15 protein-coding genes and 1 pseudogene are annotated in these 18,562 nt (G+C 39.5%); 1 reads left to right on the forward strand and 15 read right to left on the reverse strand.

Annotated features, from left to right (window positions below; genetic code table 11):
• Positions 1 to 166 precede the first annotated feature (166 nt).
• The 10 genes from J2Y67_RS01475 to J2Y67_RS01520 all read right to left on the reverse strand — a co-directional run bounded on the left by J2Y67_RS01475 (position 167) and on the right by J2Y67_RS01520 (position 10,955).
• The gene (locus J2Y67_RS01475; protein WP_310169792.1) at positions 167 to 2,518 is read right to left on the reverse strand and encodes an FtsK/SpoIIIE family DNA translocase; all 2,352 of its coding nucleotides are present in this window, start codon (positions 2,516 to 2,518) and stop codon (positions 167 to 169) included.
• 126 nt (positions 2,519 to 2,644) lie between these two features.
• Positions 2,645 to 2,881 carry a YlzJ-like family protein gene (locus tag J2Y67_RS01480; protein WP_310169794.1) on the reverse strand — a complete coding sequence of 79 codons (237 nt, stop codon included), beginning with the start codon at positions 2,879 to 2,881 and terminating at the stop codon, positions 2,645 to 2,647.
• Positions 2,878 to 3,639: a ClpP family protease gene (locus tag J2Y67_RS01485; RefSeq protein WP_310169795.1), complete on the reverse strand. Its 762-nt coding sequence runs from the start codon at positions 3,637 to 3,639 to the stop codon at positions 2,878 to 2,880. Before J2Y67_RS01485 ends, J2Y67_RS01480 begins: the two co-directional genes overlap by 4 nt.
• 113 nt (positions 3,640 to 3,752) lie before the next feature.
• A complete protein-coding gene (locus tag J2Y67_RS01490; RefSeq protein WP_310170245.1) occupies positions 3,753 to 5,420 on the reverse strand; it encodes a ribonuclease J in 1,668 nt (555 codons plus the stop codon).
• A gap of 165 nt (positions 5,421 to 5,585) precedes the next feature.
• Positions 5,586 to 6,458 (reverse strand): 4-hydroxy-tetrahydrodipicolinate synthase, encoded by an 873-nt coding sequence (dapA, locus tag J2Y67_RS01495; RefSeq protein WP_310169797.1) that lies wholly within the window; start codon positions 6,456 to 6,458, stop codon positions 5,586 to 5,588.
• 74 nt (positions 6,459 to 6,532) lie between these two features.
• Positions 6,533 to 7,777 (reverse strand): aspartate kinase, encoded by a 1,245-nt coding sequence (gene dapG, locus J2Y67_RS01500; RefSeq protein ID WP_310169799.1) that lies wholly within the window; start codon positions 7,775 to 7,777, stop codon positions 6,533 to 6,535.
• Positions 7,778 to 7,811: 34 nt separating this feature from the next.
• Positions 7,812 to 8,867 (reverse strand): aspartate-semialdehyde dehydrogenase, encoded by a 1,056-nt coding sequence (gene asd, locus J2Y67_RS01505; protein WP_310169803.1) that lies wholly within the window; start codon positions 8,865 to 8,867, stop codon positions 7,812 to 7,814.
• 169 nt (positions 8,868 to 9,036) lie between these two features.
• Positions 9,037 to 9,636, reverse strand: a complete 600-nt coding sequence (dpaB, locus tag J2Y67_RS01510) for a dipicolinate synthase subunit B (protein ID WP_310169804.1) — start codon at positions 9,634 to 9,636, stop codon at positions 9,037 to 9,039.
• Entirely contained in the window at positions 9,633 to 10,535 is a 903-nt protein-coding gene (gene dpaA, locus J2Y67_RS01515; RefSeq protein ID WP_310169805.1) for a dipicolinic acid synthetase subunit A, read from the reverse strand. The genes dpaB and dpaA overlap by 4 nt, the downstream gene beginning before the upstream one ends.
• Positions 10,536 to 10,706: 171 nt before the next feature.
• Positions 10,707 to 10,955, reverse strand: coding sequence for a YlmC/YmxH family sporulation protein (locus tag J2Y67_RS01520; RefSeq protein ID WP_310169806.1), 249 nt, complete (start codon positions 10,953 to 10,955; stop codon positions 10,707 to 10,709).
• Between the two features lie 377 nt (positions 10,956 to 11,332).
• Here J2Y67_RS01520 and J2Y67_RS27875 point away from each other — a divergent pair.
• Positions 11,333 to 11,880: pseudogene (locus tag J2Y67_RS27875) on the forward strand (transposase); the annotation flags it as partial.
• Positions 11,881 to 12,388: 508 nt separating this feature from the next.
• Here J2Y67_RS27875 and J2Y67_RS01535 read toward each other — a convergent pair.
• From J2Y67_RS01535 to ribF, 5 genes are all read right to left on the reverse strand, one after another.
• Complete coding sequence (locus tag J2Y67_RS01535; protein WP_310169808.1) at positions 12,389 to 13,627, reverse strand: M16 family metallopeptidase; 1,239 nt, start codon at positions 13,625 to 13,627, stop codon at positions 12,389 to 12,391.
• A gap of 66 nt (positions 13,628 to 13,693) precedes the next feature.
• On the reverse strand, positions 13,694 to 14,644 hold the full coding sequence (locus J2Y67_RS01540) for a polysaccharide deacetylase family protein (RefSeq protein ID WP_310169809.1): 951 nt from the start codon (positions 14,642 to 14,644) through the stop codon (positions 13,694 to 13,696).
• Between the two features lie 157 nt (positions 14,645 to 14,801).
• Positions 14,802 to 16,919, reverse strand: a complete 2,118-nt coding sequence (pnp, locus tag J2Y67_RS01545) for a polyribonucleotide nucleotidyltransferase (protein ID WP_310169810.1) — start codon at positions 16,917 to 16,919, stop codon at positions 14,802 to 14,804.
• A gap of 230 nt (positions 16,920 to 17,149) precedes the next feature.
• Positions 17,150 to 17,419 carry a 30S ribosomal protein S15 gene (gene rpsO / locus J2Y67_RS01550; protein ID WP_026574892.1) on the reverse strand — a complete coding sequence of 90 codons (270 nt, stop codon included), beginning with the start codon at positions 17,417 to 17,419 and terminating at the stop codon, positions 17,150 to 17,152.
• A 134-nt stretch (positions 17,420 to 17,553) separates the two neighbouring features.
• Positions 17,554 to 18,540 carry a bifunctional riboflavin kinase/FAD synthetase gene (gene ribF / locus J2Y67_RS01555; RefSeq protein WP_310169811.1) on the reverse strand — a complete coding sequence of 329 codons (987 nt, stop codon included), beginning with the start codon at positions 18,538 to 18,540 and terminating at the stop codon, positions 17,554 to 17,556.
• Positions 18,541 to 18,562 lie beyond the last annotated feature (22 nt).

Here is an 18,562-nt window from a genome sequence, read left to right on the forward strand (position 1 = left end):
AATTTGTCGAAAATCTAAGTGTTTTGACCCTGCAGATGTGATATAATCCTTATTCCAAATATATTATATAGGACTTTTGAACCCGAGGCATTTCTTCATTATTATATGTTTTTTAAATGAAATTATATGAAAAAAGAGCCAGAAATTGGCTCTTTTTTGAATTTATTTAGGAACTAATCTCCTCATTTGGTTTACTTGTCACTAAAACCGCACGAGGTTTGCTTCCTTCATATGGTCCAACGACTCCGCGTGCTTCCATTTCATCAATAAGCCGGGCTGCCCTCGTATATCCTATTCTAAATCTTCGCTGCAGCATCGAAACAGAGGCTGTTTGCATTTCAATGATTAAATTAACTGCATCTTCATATAAGTCATCGTCTACAGCACCTGTGGCTTCTGGAATATCATCGGGAATCATCTCTTCTTGGTATTGTGCCTTTTGCTGACCAATAACAAAGTTTACTGTGTCCTCAACCTCATCGTCGGAGAGAAAGGCACCCTGAACCCTAATTGGTTTCGATTCCCCCACTGGGAGGAACAGCATATCCCCTCTGCCCAGCAGTTTTTCAGCCCCGCCCATATCAAGGATGGTTCTCGAGTCTGTTGAACTTGAAACCGCAAAAGCAATTCTGGATGGAATATTTGCCTTAATAACCCCTGTAATGACATCAACAGATGGACGCTGTGTCGCAATGATTAAGTGAATCCCGGCGGCACGAGCCATTTGTGCTAATCTGGTGATGGAGTCTTCCACATCTGATGAAGCGACCATCATTAAATCCGCTAACTCATCGACAATCACCACAATATAGGGAAGTAATGGCTGTTTTTCACCTGTTTCGAGATTATGGCGTTTCACATGCTCGTTATACCCTTCTATATTTCTAGTTCCAGTATAGGAGAACAATTCATAGCGTCTTTCCATTTCACTAACAACCTTTTTTAATGCCTGAGACGCTTTTTTCGCATCCGTTACGACCGGCGCTAATAAATGGGGGATTCCGTTATAAACATTTAATTCAACCATTTTTGGATCGATCATCATTAATTTCACTTCATGCGGCTTTGCCCGCATTAAAATACTTGTAATAATCCCATTGATACAAACACTCTTTCCGCTTCCTGTTGCACCGGCAACAAGTAAATGCGGCATTTTGTTTAGCTCTGCAAGAACCGCTTCCCCTGTTATATCCCTGCCTAACCCTATTAATAGCTTAGCATCAGGCTTATCATTTTGCGTTGCTTCAAGGACCTCTCTTAGGGAAACCATTGCTACTTCTGAATTAGGGACTTCAATGCCAATAGCTGATTTTCCGGGGATTGGTGCCTCAATCCGGATATCTCTTGCAGCAAGCGCTAAGGCTAAATCATCACTTAAGCTGACGATTTTACTTACCTTAACCCCTACATCAGGGTGGACCTCATACTTTGTTACCGCCGGTCCCAGATGGACTTGGGTGACACGAGCTTTGACCCCAAAACTTTGAAACGTCCGCTCAAGCTTTGCCGCATTCGCATGGATTAATTCATATTCACCACTTTGGTCTGTTTTCCGCGGCAGCCGGAGCAATCTTAGCGGTGGCAGCTCATAAGCTGTATTTTCCACTTCGGTAAACGTAATCGGCGGGCTTTGATCATCTTCTTCCACCGTTGGTCCATTTGCATTTTCCTGAATTCCCGCATGCTGTTCATTTTCTGATTGGGCATCATCTTGATAGGCCCTATCAGCAAAACTTGAAATGATTGGTTCGGGCGTTCTGATTTCTTCTTGCTCCTGCTCTGGCTGAATGGCGTTTTCCGTCTGGACTCTAGAACGTCGATTTCCCCGTGCCTCCCTCTGCTGGGTTCTTCTTTCCGCTTTTCGCTCTTCTTGCTTTTGTTTCCACTCAGCCATATCTGCTTTAAAAGCATTCCATTGGCTTTTTGCAAAGGCAAAGACCGCCATGATAATTTTTCCAATAAAGTCTCCAAATGATTTTCCCGTAATTAAAATAAAACCAATCAAGACAAAAATAAAAGCTACAATTTGGGTCCCTGTCTCCGCAAATAGAAAATGGAATAAAGCAAATAACACGGCTCCAATCATCCCACCGCCAAGATCATGTGTACTGGTTTCTCCCCTTACTTCCATCATAAACAATTCCCAAGTGTTATTTATTACACTCGGATTTTTAAATCTTCCACCGTTGGAAAGTAAACGAAACAATGTAACATGGCTTAGTAGGAGAATAGATGAAATAATAAAATAAGAGCCTACTAATTTAAGATTGAAAAAAAAGGGCACCGTTCTCTTCCACATCAAATATACACTCATCACAACCAAGCCAATTAAACAGAGCATATACCATTCGCCCATCCAAAAACGGAAGAATAAGACTGTTGCTTTACCAACTGCTCCGAGTTTCGCCATTGAAATAATGGCTAAAGCTAATAATGCTAAGGCTGTTAATTCATATTGAACAGTCTTTTTTAACTGACTATCTCTTTTTTTTGTTTGCCTTCTCTTTTTTTTCGCCATCTCATCACCTAAATCATTTATAAGTATCTTTAAAATATTTTGAAATAGTATTTAAAGGGTAAAAAGGAAGAAAGCAGCCAGTATGGCTGCTCTTGTCTTCTCCTCCTAATTATACCATAATGCCTGTTAGAATGCGGACAAACCTTCGGTGTTCGTAAAAGAAATTTTTGCCCCCGGACAAAATCGATCGTCTAGAAAATGCTGTGGATCGCTGCTAAGTAAGCGGATTACCTGAACATTTTGCTGATCTGAAACATCCACTAAAAGTGGAACCCCTTGATACGTTATCATTTGCTGGTTCGAAAAGGCTTCTGTTTCACTTGGAAAAATAAGTTCCTGCGGCATCATCGTATAAAGAATCATTGAATTAGCCCTTCTTTTTCTTCTTTCTGTAAATCAATCAACTCATTTAACTTTTTCATCGCAGGGCCAATTCCGCCAACTTCATCAATCAGACCATATTTTACCGCATCGGCACCAATTACATTTGTCCCGATATCCCGGGTCAGATTGCCCTTTGCAAACATTAGGTCTTTAAAGGTATCCTCTGCAATTTTTGAATGCTTCGTAACAAAGTTAACCACTCGCTCCTGCATTTTATCTAAATATTCAAAGGTTTGCGGAACGCCAATGACAAGACCAGTTAAACGGATTGGATGGATTGTCATTGTTGCCGTTTCCACAATAAACGAATAATCACAGGAAACGGCAATGGGAACACCAATGGAATGTCCCCCGCCTAATACAACAGAGACAGTCGGTTTTGAAATGGTTGCGAGCATTTCCGAAATGGCAAGACCGGCTTCGACATCCCCACCAACCGTATTCAAAATAATAAGCACCCCTTCAATTTTAGGATTCTGCTCAATTGCGACTAACTGTGGTATGAGATGTTCATATTTAGTTGTTTTATTCTGCGGCGGCAATGCTAAATGTCCTTCTATTTGCCCAACAATCGTTAAACAATGGATCCTCGAATCTGATGAAAGTTGAGGAACATTGGTCTGACCAAGCTGCTGAATTTTTTCTATTAAATTGGAAGGTGATTTCTCCTCTTTTTGAGGCTCCCCTCCGTCTGGATTTTCGGATTCATTCCGTAATATATTCTTTAATATATCCATCCCTAGACTCCCTTCACACATGATGATTTTAGTATTAACGTATGATTGAAATTCATGCTAATTTTTCAAATAATAAAAGACACTGGAATTTCCAGTGCCTTTAACATTCATATTTATATTTCCATAATAATTGGTAAAATCATTGGTCTTCGTCTTGTTTTTTCAAATAAATAACGGTTTAATTCGTCGCGAATGTCCTGCTTAAGGCTTGACCACTCGAATGTTTCCTTTGCAATGTTTCTTTCCACAATTTCACGAACCAATTTGGTTGAATCATCCATCAATTTTTCTGATTCCCGGACATAAACAAACCCTCGCGAAATAATTTCAGGACCAGCAGCAATTTTTTTGTCCTGCCTTGTTAAGGTAACAACGACAATCAGGATGCCATCCTGTGATAAAAGTTTTCGGTCCCGTAAAACAATATTTCCTACATCACCAACACCAATCCCATCAATCAAAACATTCCCTGATGGAACTTTACCGCTAAAGCCAATTTTGCCATCCTTTATTTCAACGATTTCTCCCCGTTCAGGAATTAAAATCTGTTCGTTTGTGAGACCAATTTCCAGTGCCAATTTTCGATGCGCCTGCAGTAAGCGGTATTCTCCATGGACCGGAATAAAATACTTTGGCTTCATCAAATTCATCATAAATTTCAATTCTTCTTGGCTTCCATGGCTGGATACGTGAATGGTCCGTTTACCTGAAATAACATTTGCTCCCGCTCTAAAAAGCATATCAACGGTTTTTCCTAAAAAGACTTCGCTGCCCCTTAAAGGTGAAGCAGCAATTAAAACGGTATCACCCGGTTGTATATTGACCAATTTTGCCGTTTGTTTCGCCATTTTTTGCAAGGCTTCAATCGGCTCCCCTTGGTTTCCTGTCATTAGAACGACGACTTCATTGTCTTTATAGTCTTTTAATTCATAAATTGGGATGATTAAATCTTCTTCAACCTCTAAATACCCTAAATCAAGTGCGATATGATAGATTCGCTCAAGACTTTTTCCAACAACTGCGACTTTTCTGCGATTTTCCTTTGCAGAATCAAATATATGCTGAATTCTGTTAATATCTGATGCAAAACAAGCGGCAATGATCCTTCCCGGAGCATTATAGAAGGCATTCGACATTTCTCTTGCGACAATGGCTTCGGAGGTGGTGTAGCCCGGCTTTTCAGCTTCGGTACTATCCGACAAAAGACAGAGTACTCCTTTTTCCCCTATCGCAGCCATTTTTCCAATTTCAGGCTTATAAAGCTTTGTTGCGGCTTGATCGAATTTAAAATCACCCGTATAAACGATAATTCCTTCTGAAGTATGAATACAAACACCAACAGAATCCGGAATGCTGTGATTCGTTTTAAAAAAACTGACCTCTATAGATTCCATATTTATGATCGTTTCGGAATCCACTTCAATAAAGGTTGGTGTTCCTTTAAAATCTTGCTCCTTAAGTTTTGCGCTTGCAAGAGCAAGTGTTAATTTCATTCCATAAACTGGTACATTTACCTGCCTTAATAAATAAGAAAGGGCACCGATATGATCTTCATGACCATGGGTAAGGAACACGGCTTTTACTCTTTCTTTATTGTCGGTCAAGTAGGTCATATCCGGAATTACGATATCGATGCCCAGCATTTCTTCCTCGGGGAACATTAAGCCGGCATCAATGACAAATATATCCTTGTCCACTTCGACCAGGTACATATTTTTTCCGATTTCTCCGATACCACCAAGAGAAATAATCTTAATGGAATTATTCTTTTTGCTTGTGATCAATGTTTGAATCCTCCTATGTTGATTTGTGCCGACCGAAATCAGTTATGATTATTATACTTGAAATCTGAAAATCTTTACAACCAAATTCTGCGAATTGATACTATCCCATCCGAAAAAGCCAAAAAAACCCAATCGAAAACCGATTGGATTTTTACTAAAAAATTAATGTTTATTTAAAATCATCATCAGTCTGTTCCGTTCCTGTTCTGTTAATGGGACTAATGGAAGCCTTACTGAACCTACATCTAACCCATTTATCTGCAAGGCTGTTTTAACCGGACCTGGGCTTGGTGCTGCAAATAAGCCTTGCATAATCGGCAGCAATTGCTGGTGAAACTTCGCTGCTTTGCGGTGATTCCCATCAAGATAGGCCTTAACCATTTCTTGCATTTCATTTCCGATGATATGTGAGGCAACCGAAACAATACCGGTACCGCCAATCGCCATAACTGGCAATGTTAACCCATCATCACCGCTGTATAAAACAAAGTTTTCATCGGTATTGGCAATGATATGGGTCATTGCATTTAAATCACCGCTGGCTTCTTTTACCGCTACAATATTTGGAATTTGTGAAAGGCGAATAATCGTATCTGGATGTACATTGACCGAGGATCTACCTGGAATATTGTAAACCATAACCGGTAAAGAGGTAGCTTCAGCTACTGCTTGAAAATGCTGATATAATCCCTCTTGATTCGGTTTATTATAGTATGGTGCCACAACCATTATTGCGTCAACACCAAGTTCTTCTGCTTTTTTGGTTAGTTCAATGGATGCGTACGTATTATTACTGCCGGTCCCGGCAATAACCGGGACTCTCTTGGCAGCAACTTTAACAACATGTGCAAATAAAGCAAGTTTTTCTTCCTTTGACAAGGTTGGCGATTCACCTGTAGTGCCTGCCACCACAAGTGAATCTGAACCATTATCAATTAAATGATTGACTAATTGAGTGGTCTTTGAAAAATCAACATGCCCCTTTTTATCAAAAGGAGTTACCATCGCCGTCGATACTCGACCAAAAAGAACCATTTTCTAAGCTCCTTCCATTTGAATGCCCGGCTAGAATGACTCGGGTAAGACTCCCTGCCTAATACAGTTAACACTTAAATTTCATTGCGATATACTTCAATTGCTTCCTCTTCTAATTGAAATGCATCATGCAGCGCATTGACTGATTTGACTAAGTCTTCTTGTTTAACGAGAACCCAAATGGTAGTATGGCTATCAGCAGACTGCAAAATTCGAATTCCATAGTCCGATAACGACGTTACGATTTTGGAAGTCACCCCAGGGACACCGGCAATTCCTGCACCCACAACGGAAACTTTTGCACAGTGACGTTCAACAACCGGTTCATGACCTAAATCTTGTAAAATTTTAATTGCCCTATCCGTCATCTCATCGGTAACCGTATAAACCACACCGTTCGGAGAGATGTTGATAAAATCAACACTAATATTTTCATTTGCCATTGCCTTAAAAACTTCGGCTTGTAAGTAGTATTGATCTTTTTTGGCAAAGACTTTTATTTGCGTCACATTAGAAACATGAGCGATTCCGGTCACAATCCGTTCCTTTATATCACTGCCGCGATTTTCTTTATTTAAGGTAGTCACGAGTGTTCCAAGATTTTCAGAATAATTTGAGCGGATTCGAATGGGAATTTTCGATTGCATTGCAATTTCTACCGCTCTTGGATGAATCACTTTTGCCCCCTGATAGGCCATATTACATACTTCGGTATAAGTAACAACCGAAAGCGGCCTTGCATTTTCAGCTATCCGGGGATCCGCGGTCATAACTCCTTCTACATCGGTAAAAATATCAATCCATTCCGCATTCAGGGCAGCACCTAATGCAGCTGCAGTGGTATCACTTCCGCCGCGGCCAATGGTTGTGATATCCCCATTTTTGGCTGCACCCTGAAACCCAGCCACGACCACTACATCTGAATGTTCTAATTCTCTTAAAAGGCGGTCACATTTCATTTCTACGATTTTAGCATTGGTATGGTCACTATTTGTCCGGAAACCTGCCTGGGCACCAGTTAATCCAACGGCTTTAATTCCAGACTCCAGCAGCATGTTTGTAAAAATAACACTGGAGATCACCTCGCCACAGGACATGAGCAAATCTTGTTCCCGTTTGCTGATTTTACTGTTATTTCCGCCAATTAAGGAAAGAAGGGTATCCGTTGCATATGGATCCCCTTTTCTTCCCATTGCTGAAACCACTACGACTACCTTATAACCATCTTTTAACGCCTTTTCAATATGAATACAGGCATGTTTCCTGCCTTTTTCATCCCTGACAGATGTACCTCCAAATTTTTGCACAATAATTTTCATGTTGACATTCAAAACCTGCCTTTTTATGAAAACTTTATTTTTCTTTTACTAAACCAAGTTTCACCAAACTTTGTGCAATTTGTACAGAGTTCCAGGCAGCGCCTTTTAGTAAGTTATCAGAGACGACCCACATATGGAAACCTTGGTCTTCATCAAGGTCCTTTCTGATTCTTCCAACAAATACATCATTACTTCCAACACAATTTGCCGGCATTGGGTAAACTTGGTTCTCCGGATCATCCTGTAGAACAACGCCTGGTGCATCTTTCAATAATGCTTTAATTTCTTCAGCACTTACACCCTCTTGGTCAATTTCAAAATAAACAGACTCAGAGTGACCTACGGCAACTGGAAGGCGGACACATGTAGCTGATACAGCTAACTCCGGTAAATGCATGATTTTCTTCGTTTCATTGATCATTTTCATTTCTTCAAAAGTAAAACCATTTTCTTGGAATTTATCGATTTGCGGAATCGCATTAAAGGCGATTTGATAATGGTTGTTATCGCTACTTACTGGTAAAATTTTTGGTTCAACTGGTTCATTTGCCAAAATAGACTTCGTTTGATCCATTAATTCTTGAACTGCTTTTGCACCTGCACCAGAAACAGCTTGATAAGTGGAAACAATAATTTTCTTTAAACCTAACTTTTGTCTAATTGGCTCCAAGGCAACAACCATTTGGATGGTTGAACAATTTGGATTCGCAATAATCCCGGTATTCTGATGTAAATCTGACTCATTTACTTCCGGCACCACCAATGGTTTATCCTCATCCATTCTAAATGCACTTGTATTGTCAACGACAATTGCACCGCGTTTTACAGCTTCTGGTGCAAGTTCTTTTGAAACACTGCCGCCTGCTGAGAATAAAGCAATGTCAATACCTTCAAAGCTTTCAGGCTTCGCTTCCTGAACTGTATATTCTTCTCCGTTCACCACTAATTTTTGGCCTGCTGAACGGCTTGAAGATAATAATAGTAGGTTCTTGTATGGGAAATTTTCCTTTACCAAGGTTTGGATCATTTGCTGACCTACTGCTCCTGTTGCTCCGACTACTGCGACGTTATATCCGCTTTGCTGACTCATTACTTTAAGACCCCTTTCAATCTCTTATCCGGCTATTTCTTTCGGAAATAATCATATTTAGTATAAACAATTCACTTGAAGAGATAAAAATCTCTTACACTTGAGTTATTTATATATTCTAACATATCCCGTTAAAAGAAATAACCATTTTATACGAAAGAGGGAATATTTAAGCATCATCTCGAAACCTTTCAACTAGTACGGGTTGAATCTGTATTCCTTCAATTGCCGCTTCAACGGTTTCCATTAACATCGCCATTCTGGCAACCATTGAATTAGGTTTTTTAACCGGATCATCCTGACCGTATGGAATAAAATAAATGTTTTTGGTCGCCATAAGTCTCATTAAATTTACCCCGTTTAGCCCTAATGCATCATTGGTGGAAATTCCGAGTACAATCGGCTTAAGGTTCCTTAGTGTAGCTTTAGCTGCCATTAAAACAGGACTATCATTCATAGCGTTCGCGAATTTACTCATGGAAACCCCTGTTAACGGTGCAATGACCATGCAGTCAAGAGGGATTTTGGGTCCCAGGGGCTCTGCTTTAACGATAGAGTCGATGGCCTTATTACCGGTAAGGTCTTCAATTCTTTTAACCCAATCTTCTCCGTTTCCAAAACGGGTGTCAGTATTTTTTACAGTATAAGAAACTACCGGAACAACTTCAGCACCTGCTTGCACAAGTTTCTCAATTTCGGGGAATACGGCATCATACGTACAATGTGACCCCGTTAATCCAAAACCAATTCTTTTTCCTTTTAAACTCATTTTTCTTTCCCCTTTCTGTTTAATAGGTCATCTTGGAGTAATTGTGTCAGGACATCTGCGAGAATTAATCCGGCAGTTTTCGGAGCGACAATTCCCGGTAAACTTGGTGCGAGCAATGCTTTTATTCCCCGTTTTTCCGCATACCTAAAATCAGTGCCTCCAGGTTTAGAGGCAATATCAATGATAAGTGTATGAGCAGGCAGTTTTGAGATTACCGCTGCACTTACCACCGGGTGCGGAATGGTGTTAATTAAAATATCTGTATCCAGCACTTCTTTTACAAGATTACTTAAATGAAAAGGAGTTACCCCCATTTCCGTAATTCTTGCAAGATGTTCACTTTTTCGGGCACCGACCTTTACTTTTGCTCCAAGTGCATGGAAAGCCCGGGCTGTACTCATTCCACATCTTCCAAGGCCCAAAACGGTAATATTTGAACCATGAATGGTATAATCTGTATGCTGGATGGCCATCATAATCGTTCCTTCAACAGTAGGAATCGAATTATAAATGGCAACATCATCTCTTGAAAACAGTTGGACCAGTTTTCTCTTCGATTTTGTTGTGATTTCATTTAAATATGCATTACTTATCCCTGAATAAATAACACAGTGTTCAGGTGTCTTTAAAAACATATCCTCTGTTAAAACAACCTTTTCATTTGAAAAGATCGTTTCAACCTGTCCTTCTAAATTTGTACCGGGAACAGGTAAGATGAGGGCATCTACAGTTGAAAAATCTACCTCATCTAATTTTTCCTTAACAGCACCAGTAAAGGCATGGTCAAGCTGTTCGAAGCCAATGAGCGATAATCTGGCATCTAACTCGGTTAACTTCCGGATAATTTCCAGCTGTCTTGCATCACCACCGATCACGGCTATCTGCATCCCTGTCAGCATGAAAACATTCACCTTCTTTTTAAAAAAATCCTAATCGGAAATCAGTTTTCTTCTATTCACTTCAACATCTTATGTCGGTGAACATCAATCGGTGAGTTATTCATGATTAGTTCATAAAAAAAGCCCAAGCAAATGGTCATTTGCTTGGGCTCCCGAGCCTGATTATAAATTTTATTCAACTTCATCTTCAGGAATATCGATGATGATCATGTCCGTTCCAATCTTTTTAATATGGTTCCAAGGGACTCTAATTTCTTCTCCTTGTTTCCGAAAACCAAACCATTTTAGGGATGGGATGAGAAGAGCTTGGATTTGGCCCGTTCCCTCATTGATTTCAAGATCCGTTTGACCAAGAACTCCAAGACGTTCTGCCTTTTTCACGTCAACAATTTCCTTTCCGCTTAACTCACTCAGTCTCATCGATACAGACTCCCTTCACTTTCTTTCTACTAGTGTATAAAAGGAAGTCCAATAATAGACTACAAAAAAAACAGTTCGAGTTCTCGAACTATCAGGCTGTCGAAAAACTTTCGATAGCCTTTTATTTCATTCAACTTCTTTAATCATTCACCGCATTAATTTAATACGATAAGGTTAATGTATTGGCTGTTCAACAGGTCTGTTGATTTACGCTCCAGGCACTTCGCTTTCCGCGGGCGTGCCGGGGAGCCTCCTCAGCGCTTTGGCGCTTCCGGGGTCTCCCCTGGCCCGTACTCCCGCAGGAGTCTACGTGCCTTCCACTCCAATCAACAGGTGTATTCAATAAAGACCTACAACTCAACCAATAAATAATAAAAATGTTTAAGCCAAAAGAGTCTAGCCAAAATAAATATGAATTTGTTTCTATTGATGAATTAGTTCTGGAAGACCTCCTTCATCGCCTGATTGAATCCTTTCTCCTAGAAAAAGTTCGTCCCTTTTATAGAGAGGATAATGGTCGCCCATCTGATCTTCTTATTCTAATTTAAAATGATTTTTATATGGTATCGTTTTAGTATTCGTTCTGTAAGAAAACTAGTAAGAGAAATTAAAATGAACATTGCCTTCCGTTGGTTTTTAGTCTTAATATTCCATGATTCGGTTCCACCTTATTCTACGATTAGTTAAAATCGTCAACATCGTTTTATAGATACTGATATATTTCAAGATATTTTCGATGACATTGTTCTACAAGCAATGAATTACAAAATGGTTGGGGGGCGTGTTTTATTTACGGATTCAACTCATTTAAAGGCAAATGCCAATAAGTATAAGTTTACAAAAGAAGAGGTGGAAATTAGCTCGCGAATATTTTGAGGAATTAAATAATGTTATCAAAGAGGATAGAATGCAATCTGGAAAAAAGCCCTACATTGAAAATGTAAGGTTAAATCGCTTTTCTGAATCAGGAAAAATGCTAATAAATTTAGAAAGGAAAAAATTTAGCGATGCTTCGCAGACTCGAAAGAGCTGCACGGGCTTCTCTACTGCCGGTTTCAGGGATTGAAGAATGAAAGTGAACAGGCTCTCATTAATGCTGCCTGCCAAAATATAAAAAATTGCAACACACTTAGACAGATTGGAAAAGGTGTGTGGCAATTCCTTTGGTTGATTTGCTCCCTGTTGATTGGAGCGGAAGGTGCGAAGACTCCTGCGGGAGTACGGGGCAGGGGAGACCCCGAAGGCGCCAAAGCGCCGAGGAGGCTCCCCGGCACGCCCGCGAACCGCACGCACCTGGAGTGGAAATCAACAGGCCCATTAGCATAGACAATCTTTTAATAAAAATTGGTATTTTAGAATTAACAAAATGAAAAATTGCCGAGAAAAATAACCTTTCTCTACAATCTGACAGTTCGAGTTCTGGAACTGTTTTTTTACTTTAAGCCCTTTGGTAGTTCTCCATCAGGACTGATTAAGGATACTGAATATTGATTAGAGAAAATTGACCTTGCCATTTCATCGGCACTTTGCTTTGTTACTTGATCAATTTGTTCAATAATTTCATCCAATGAACGATGACGTTTTAACAATAATTCGTTTTTCCCATTACGGCTCATTCTGCTGTTGGTGCTCTCTAAACTAAGCATTAAGCTTCCTTTTAATTGTTCTTTTGTATTAGTAATCTCTTTTTCGGTAATTCCATCCTGTTTTAACTTATCCAATGTTTCCTGAATGGTTTCAAATAATAAATCGAGCTGTTTCGCCCCTGTTCCCCCATATACTGTGACAATTCCACTATCTTGATAAGCAGAATGATAAGAGAAGACAGAATAGGCTAAACCCCGCTGCTCCCGGACTTCCTGAAACAATCTACTGCTCATACTGCCGCCTAGGACGTTATTTACTATAATTAAACTATAAATATCCTCGTGACCTATCTTCAATCCTTCAAAGCCTAAACATAAATGGGCCTGCTCTGTCTCCTTCTTCCTTGAAATCTGATTGGAATGAAAAACAGGAGTATTTTCACGTGACTCGTGATTACCACCAGAGTAGGAACCAAAGTATTTTTCCACTTCATCAATAAATGCATCCGAAACATTTCCGGCAATCGAAATGACAACATTTTCTGGTGTATAGCGGTCATGGATATATTCATTTAGCTTATCACCAGTAAACGTATTAAGTGTTTCTTCCGTTCCAAGGATTGGGTAACCTAAGGGGTGATTCTCATATACGGCACGGCTTAATAAGTCATGAACGATATCATCAGGAGTATCTTCATACATTTTTATTTCTTCTAGTACAACATTTCTTTCCTTATTTAATTCTTCTGCAACGAAGGTTGAATTGAAAAACATATCCGCTAAAACATCTAGAGCAAATTTCGAGTGGGTATCGAGAACTTTAGCGTAATAACAAGTATATTCTTTTGAGGTAAAAGCATTCACTTGACCGCCTATGCTATCGAATGATTCAGCAATATCTTTTGCAGACCGTGTCGTTGTACCTTTAAAAAACATATGCTCTAAAAAGTGGGAAATCCCATTGTTTTCGGGGTTCTCATTCCTAGAACCAGTACCAATCCATACGCCAATGGCTACAGACCTCACGGTAGGAATTTGTTCTAATACAATTCTTACTCCATTTTGACATGTGAATTTATTTATCATCGAATTCCTCCTGATTATAACAGCTCCAAAACCTCAATACTTATATTTTATGCTATTCTTCTTATGTTATTTCATTATTCTTTCCTCGCTCATTAACTCTGAGACAGTACCGATTGTAAGATTTTTTTTCTCGATTAAAGTAATGAGACGATCAAGAGATTTAGCAGTTGATTCAGTAGGATGCATCAAAATCATCGAACCGTTATCTACTTTACTCATAACACGGTTAATGAGGGCATCTGGAGTTGGCTTTTGCCAGTCGACAGTGTCGACGGTCCACATAACCGTTTTCATTTTCAACTGATTTGCCACCGTCACAGTCTCATTCCGGTAGCTTCCGCTAGGCGGAGCAAACCATTTGCATACTTCCCCAGTTGCCGCTTCAATGACTTCATTCGTTTTTATCATTTCCGCTCTTGTTTGGGAAGCAGTAAGTCTTTTCATATCCGGGTGTGAATAGGAGTGATTCCCCACTTCGTGACCGGCGTCAACAATCATTTTGGCAAGATCCGGATTCTTCTTCACCCAATTGCCCTCTAGAAAAAAACTTGTGGTAACATGATGCTTTTTTAAGGTTGCTAGCATATCTGATAAATATTCATTTCCCCATGCTACATTAATAATAAAGGAAACCATTGGCTTATCAGGGTGGCCTTTATAAATAGGTGAAGGCGGTAAATCCTTTAAATGCACTTTCGGTGAAGTTTGTGTAAAAACCAATTTCTTTTTATCAAATTGTTTCTTACTTTTCATCTTTTTATAGGTAGCTGAAATATCAACCTTTAATCCATTATATCCTGGAATTGCCTTCCAGACCGGGTCTATTCTGGCATCAGCTGGTGGAATCTCATATTTCACAGCATTTTTAACAATGCTTTCATAAAGAGGATCGGAATGTTGCTTTAAAACAGTTATTGTGGATTCCTTCAAGGTATCTACATACGGATTTACAATTGGATTATTTACTGCGATCCAGCCAGCCAAACAAATAAGCATAAACATAACAGCCTTTTTCATCTTCCCTTTCCCCCTTCCATAAACATTATGAAAGAAGAGGACAAGGTAGAACTTCAAAAGCGCAAGCACCTTGATTCGTCAAATATTACATAGAAAAAGTCAGGGTGAACCCTGACTTTCTAATCCCCGGACGCTTTGACGAGACCGGGGCATACCATTATTGCTGCTCTTCAGCCTTTTCTTTCTGTTCTTTTAAAACAGCTTTCCGAGAAAGGTTTACGCGGCCTTGTTTATCAACTTCGGTGACCTTGACAAGGATTTCATCACCAATTTTCACAACATCTTCTACTTTTCCAACCCGCTCTTCCGCAAGTTCGGAGATATGGACTAATCCGTCTTTTCCAGCAAAAATTTCAACAAACGCACCAAATTTTTCAATCCGTTTTACTTTACCTAGGTACATTTGTCCAACTTCTACTTCACGGACAATGTCTTCTATAATCTTTTTAGCCTTTTGATTCATTTCTTGGTCTGTAGATGCGATAAAAATCGTTCCATCCTGCTCGATATCAATTTTAACGCCAGTTTCTTCAATAATTTTATTAATTTGTTTTCCACTAGGTCCAATAACATCGCGGATTTTATCCGGGTTAATAGTCATCGTTAAAATTTTAGGCGCAAATTTTGATAGCTCTACTCTTGGTTCATTTATTGTTGCAAGCATGGAATCTAAGATTTGCATTCTTCCTTTTTTCGCTTGCTGAAGTGCCTCTTCTAAGATTTCACGGGATAGACCTTCAATCTTGATGTCCATTTGAAGTGCTGTTACCCCTTTGGAAGTTCCAGCTACTTTAAAGTCCATGTCGCCAAGATGGTCTTCCATTCCTTGAATATCGGTTAAAACAGTGTAATGTTCACCAGATTTCACCAGACCCATTGCAATTCCGGCGACAGGTGCTTTAATCGGTACACCTGCGTCCATCATAGCAAGAGTACTTGCACAGATACTTGCCTGTGAGGTGGAACCGTTGGATTCCAAAACCTCTGAAACAAGTCGAATCGTATATGGGAAATCTTTTTCAGACGGAACAATTGGTTCAAGTGCCCGTTCTCCCAATGCACCATGACCGATTTCTCGACGACCCGGACCGCGAATCGGACCGGTTTCCCCAACACTAAAGGAAGGGAAATTATAATGATGCATAAAGCGTTTTTCTTCCTCAATGCCTAAACCATCGAGTATTTGAACATCTCCCATTGCGCCAAGTGTACAAATACTTAACGCCTGAGTCTGACCGCGTGTAAATAAGCCGGATCCATGTGTACGTGCAAGTAGTCCCACCTGAGAAGATAATGGACGAATTTCATCAATTTTACGACCATCAGGACGGATCTTTTCCACAGTAATTAAGCGGCGAACCTCACCTTTAACAATCTTGTCAAGGATTTGCTTAACCTGTTTTAAATCCTGATCGGTAGCTTCCTGTTCTTCATATTTAGCCAAAACTTGTTTTTTCACTTCTGTAATAGCAGCTTCACGGGCATGTTTCTCTTGAACTTGAATAGCGTTAATCATATCTGCTTCACAGATTGCTCTTACTTCTGCTTCAAGTTCTTGATCAATTTCGTAAAGCGTAATCTGCAATTTTTCTTTGCCAATTTCAGCAGCAATTTTCTCCTGGAATTCAATTAAGCGTTTGATTTCTTCGTGTCCAAACATAATGGCTTCCAGCATAGTTTCCTCAGGTACTTCATTTGCACCTGCTTCAACCATGTTAATGGCATCTTTTGTACCGGCGACAGTTAAGTGGATGTCGCTCAGTTCAGATTGCTCCACTGTAGGATTAATCACAAATTCTCCATTTACCCGACCTACTACTACTCCAGCAATCGGACCTTCAAACGGTATATCAGATGTGCTTAATGCTAGAGAAGAACCAAACATTGCTGCCATTTCAGTAGAACAGTCTTGGTCCACACTCATAACGATACTGATAACTTGTACATCATTACGGAATCCGTCTGCAAATAATGGACGGATTGGACGGTCAATCAAACGGCTGGCCAAAATGGCTTTCTCACTTGGACGGCCTTCCCGTTTAATAAAGCCTCCAGGAATCTTCCCGACTGCATATAAACGTTCTTCGTAGTTTACAGTTAACGGGAAAAAGTCAAGGTTTTTTGGTTCTTTTGAAGCAGTTGCTGTACTTAAAACTGCTGTATCACCATAACGGACGAGGACGGCACCATTTGCTTGTTTGGCTAATTGTCCAATTTCGACAGTCAGCTTGCGGCCTGCCCACTCCATGGAATACTCATGTTTCGTTTGTTCCATATTGTTACCCCTCTCAGGTCAAAATCATTTCAGAGGATGATTCGAAAAAAATTTTCGCAATAATCATCTTTTTCCATATATAAAAAGCCGTAAAAAGCTTAGTTAGAAATTTCAAATATAAGAATAGTATGCACATAATTTCGTGATTTTAAATATGTATAGAGGATTCTTTAATAGAAAACTTCGTTAAAAAGCTAACAAAAAAGCGGGAAAAATCCCGCTTCTGTTGATTATCGACGAAGACCTAGCTTATTGATTAGCACACGGTAACGTTGAACATCTTTGTTACGTAGGTATGATAAAAGATTACGACGCTTACCAACCATTTTCAACAAACCACGACGTGAGTGGTGATCTTTTTTGTGAGTACGTAAGTGCTCATTCAAATTGTTGATTGATTCAGTAAGGACAGCGATTTGAACCTCTGCAGATCCAGTATCGTTTTCATGAGTTTTATACTCAGCGATAATTTCATTTTTACGCTCTTGAGTGATTGCCATCCTAATTCACCTCCTAAAATATGAATCCCCTGTTACTGAGCAAGCGTCGGTGACTCGACTTGCCAAGCAAAGGTTTTTTAATACGTTATTAAGAATACAATGTTTCAGTCTAAAATGCAAGTGAAACCTTGATTTTAATGTAGGAAAGAGGTTGATTCACTAAAATTTTCGGGGACTTTGTCGAATTTTTTAAAGTAATTTACTGCATTTAGTTTATCCTTTTCAATTTGAGAAACTAATTCGTCAATACCCGAAAACTTATGTTCTTTCCGTAAATATTGATGCCATTCAATTTTAACCTCTTTACCATAAATCATTTGATTAAACTCAAATATATGGACTTCAACTGAGGGTTTTATTGCTTCATTATTAAAGGTAGGTTTATATCCGAGATTACAAACCCCATTATACCACTTTCCATCTACCTCCATCCTTACAGAGTAAACACCAAGCGGTGGTAAAAGATATTCATCCTCAACATCTACATTCGCAGTTGGAAACCCTATTGTCCTTCCACGTTTATCCCCATGAATAACGGTTCCAGCTGTTGTATAGTATCTCCCTAATAAATCAGGAAGCTCTGCAGTCTTGCCTTCTTTTAATAAATTTCTTATCCGGGTCGAGCTCACCTTTTCTTCTTTTTTTGTCAGTTTAGGAATGACTGAAAAAGTGAATTGTCCTCTTGAATGGAACGGTATTGTTTCCATTGTCCCTTTTCCCATTCTTCCATATGTGAAATCAAAACCCGCCACAACATGCTTAACATTTAAGTTTATTACATATTGATCAATAAATTCTTGCGGAAGAAGGTTTGCGAATTCTACTGTAAAATGAACAATAAATACATAATCAATCCCCATTTTTTCGAGGATGTGAATTTTTTCTGATATTGGTGTAATATAGCGGACATGCCGCTCAGATTTCCCCAAAACCACGGATGGGTGTGGATCAAAAGTCATGACGGCACTCTTCAAACCATGTTTCTTCGCCTGTCTCTTTGCTTCTAAAATAACTTGTTGATGACCAAGATGAACCCCGTCAAAATATCCGAGTGCCATAGATATTGGAGGGAATTCACTTTTCTCTATATGATTAGGAAAATTAAGCTTCTTTACTTCCAATTGAAACTCACTCTTTCTATAC

Source organism: Neobacillus niacini (assembly GCF_031456445.1).
GTDB lineage: Bacteria > Bacillota > Bacilli > Bacillales > Cytobacillaceae > Neobacillus > Neobacillus niacini_I.

Excerpts from the sequence above, each read along its gene's own strand:
- J2Y67_RS01485 (WP_310169795.1), bottom strand. The coding sequence starts at position 3,639 with ATGGATATATTAAAGAATATATTACGGAATGAATCCGAAAATCCAGAC.
- dapA (WP_310169797.1), bottom strand. The coding sequence starts at position 6,458 with ATGGTTCTTTTTGGTCGAGTATCGACGGCGATGGTAACTCCTTTTGAT.
- J2Y67_RS01480 (WP_310169794.1), bottom strand. The coding sequence starts at position 2,881 with ATGATTCTTTATACGATGATGCCGCAGGAACTTATTTTTCCAAGTGAA.
- dpaA (WP_310169805.1), bottom strand. The coding sequence starts at position 10,535 with ATGCTGACAGGGATGCAGATAGCCGTGATCGGTGGTGATGCAAGACAG.
- J2Y67_RS01520 (WP_310169806.1), bottom strand. The coding sequence starts at position 10,955 with ATGAGACTGAGTGAGTTAAGCGGAAAGGAAATTGTTGACGTGAAAAAG.
- rpsO (WP_026574892.1), bottom strand. The coding sequence starts at position 17,419 with ATGGCAATCACTCAAGAGCGTAAAAATGAAATTATCGCTGAGTATAAA.
- J2Y67_RS01540 (WP_310169809.1), bottom strand. The coding sequence starts at position 14,644 with ATGAAAAAGGCTGTTATGTTTATGCTTATTTGTTTGGCTGGCTGGATC.
- dpaB (WP_310169804.1), bottom strand. The coding sequence starts at position 9,636 with ATGAGTTTAAAAGGAAAAAGAATTGGTTTTGGATTAACGGGGTCACAT.
- dapG (WP_310169799.1), bottom strand. The coding sequence starts at position 7,777 with ATGAAAATTATTGTGCAAAAATTTGGAGGTACATCTGTCAGGGATGAA.
- J2Y67_RS01475 (WP_310169792.1), bottom strand. The coding sequence starts at position 2,518 with ATGGCGAAAAAAAAGAGAAGGCAAACAAAAAAAAGAGATAGTCAGTTA.
- asd (WP_310169803.1), bottom strand. The coding sequence starts at position 8,867 with ATGAGTCAGCAAAGCGGATATAACGTCGCAGTAGTCGGAGCAACAGGA.
- pnp (WP_310169810.1), bottom strand. The coding sequence starts at position 16,919 with ATGGAACAAACGAAACATGAGTATTCCATGGAGTGGGCAGGCCGCAAG.
- J2Y67_RS01535 (WP_310169808.1), bottom strand. The coding sequence starts at position 13,627 with ATGATAAATAAATTCACATGTCAAAATGGAGTAAGAATTGTATTAGAA.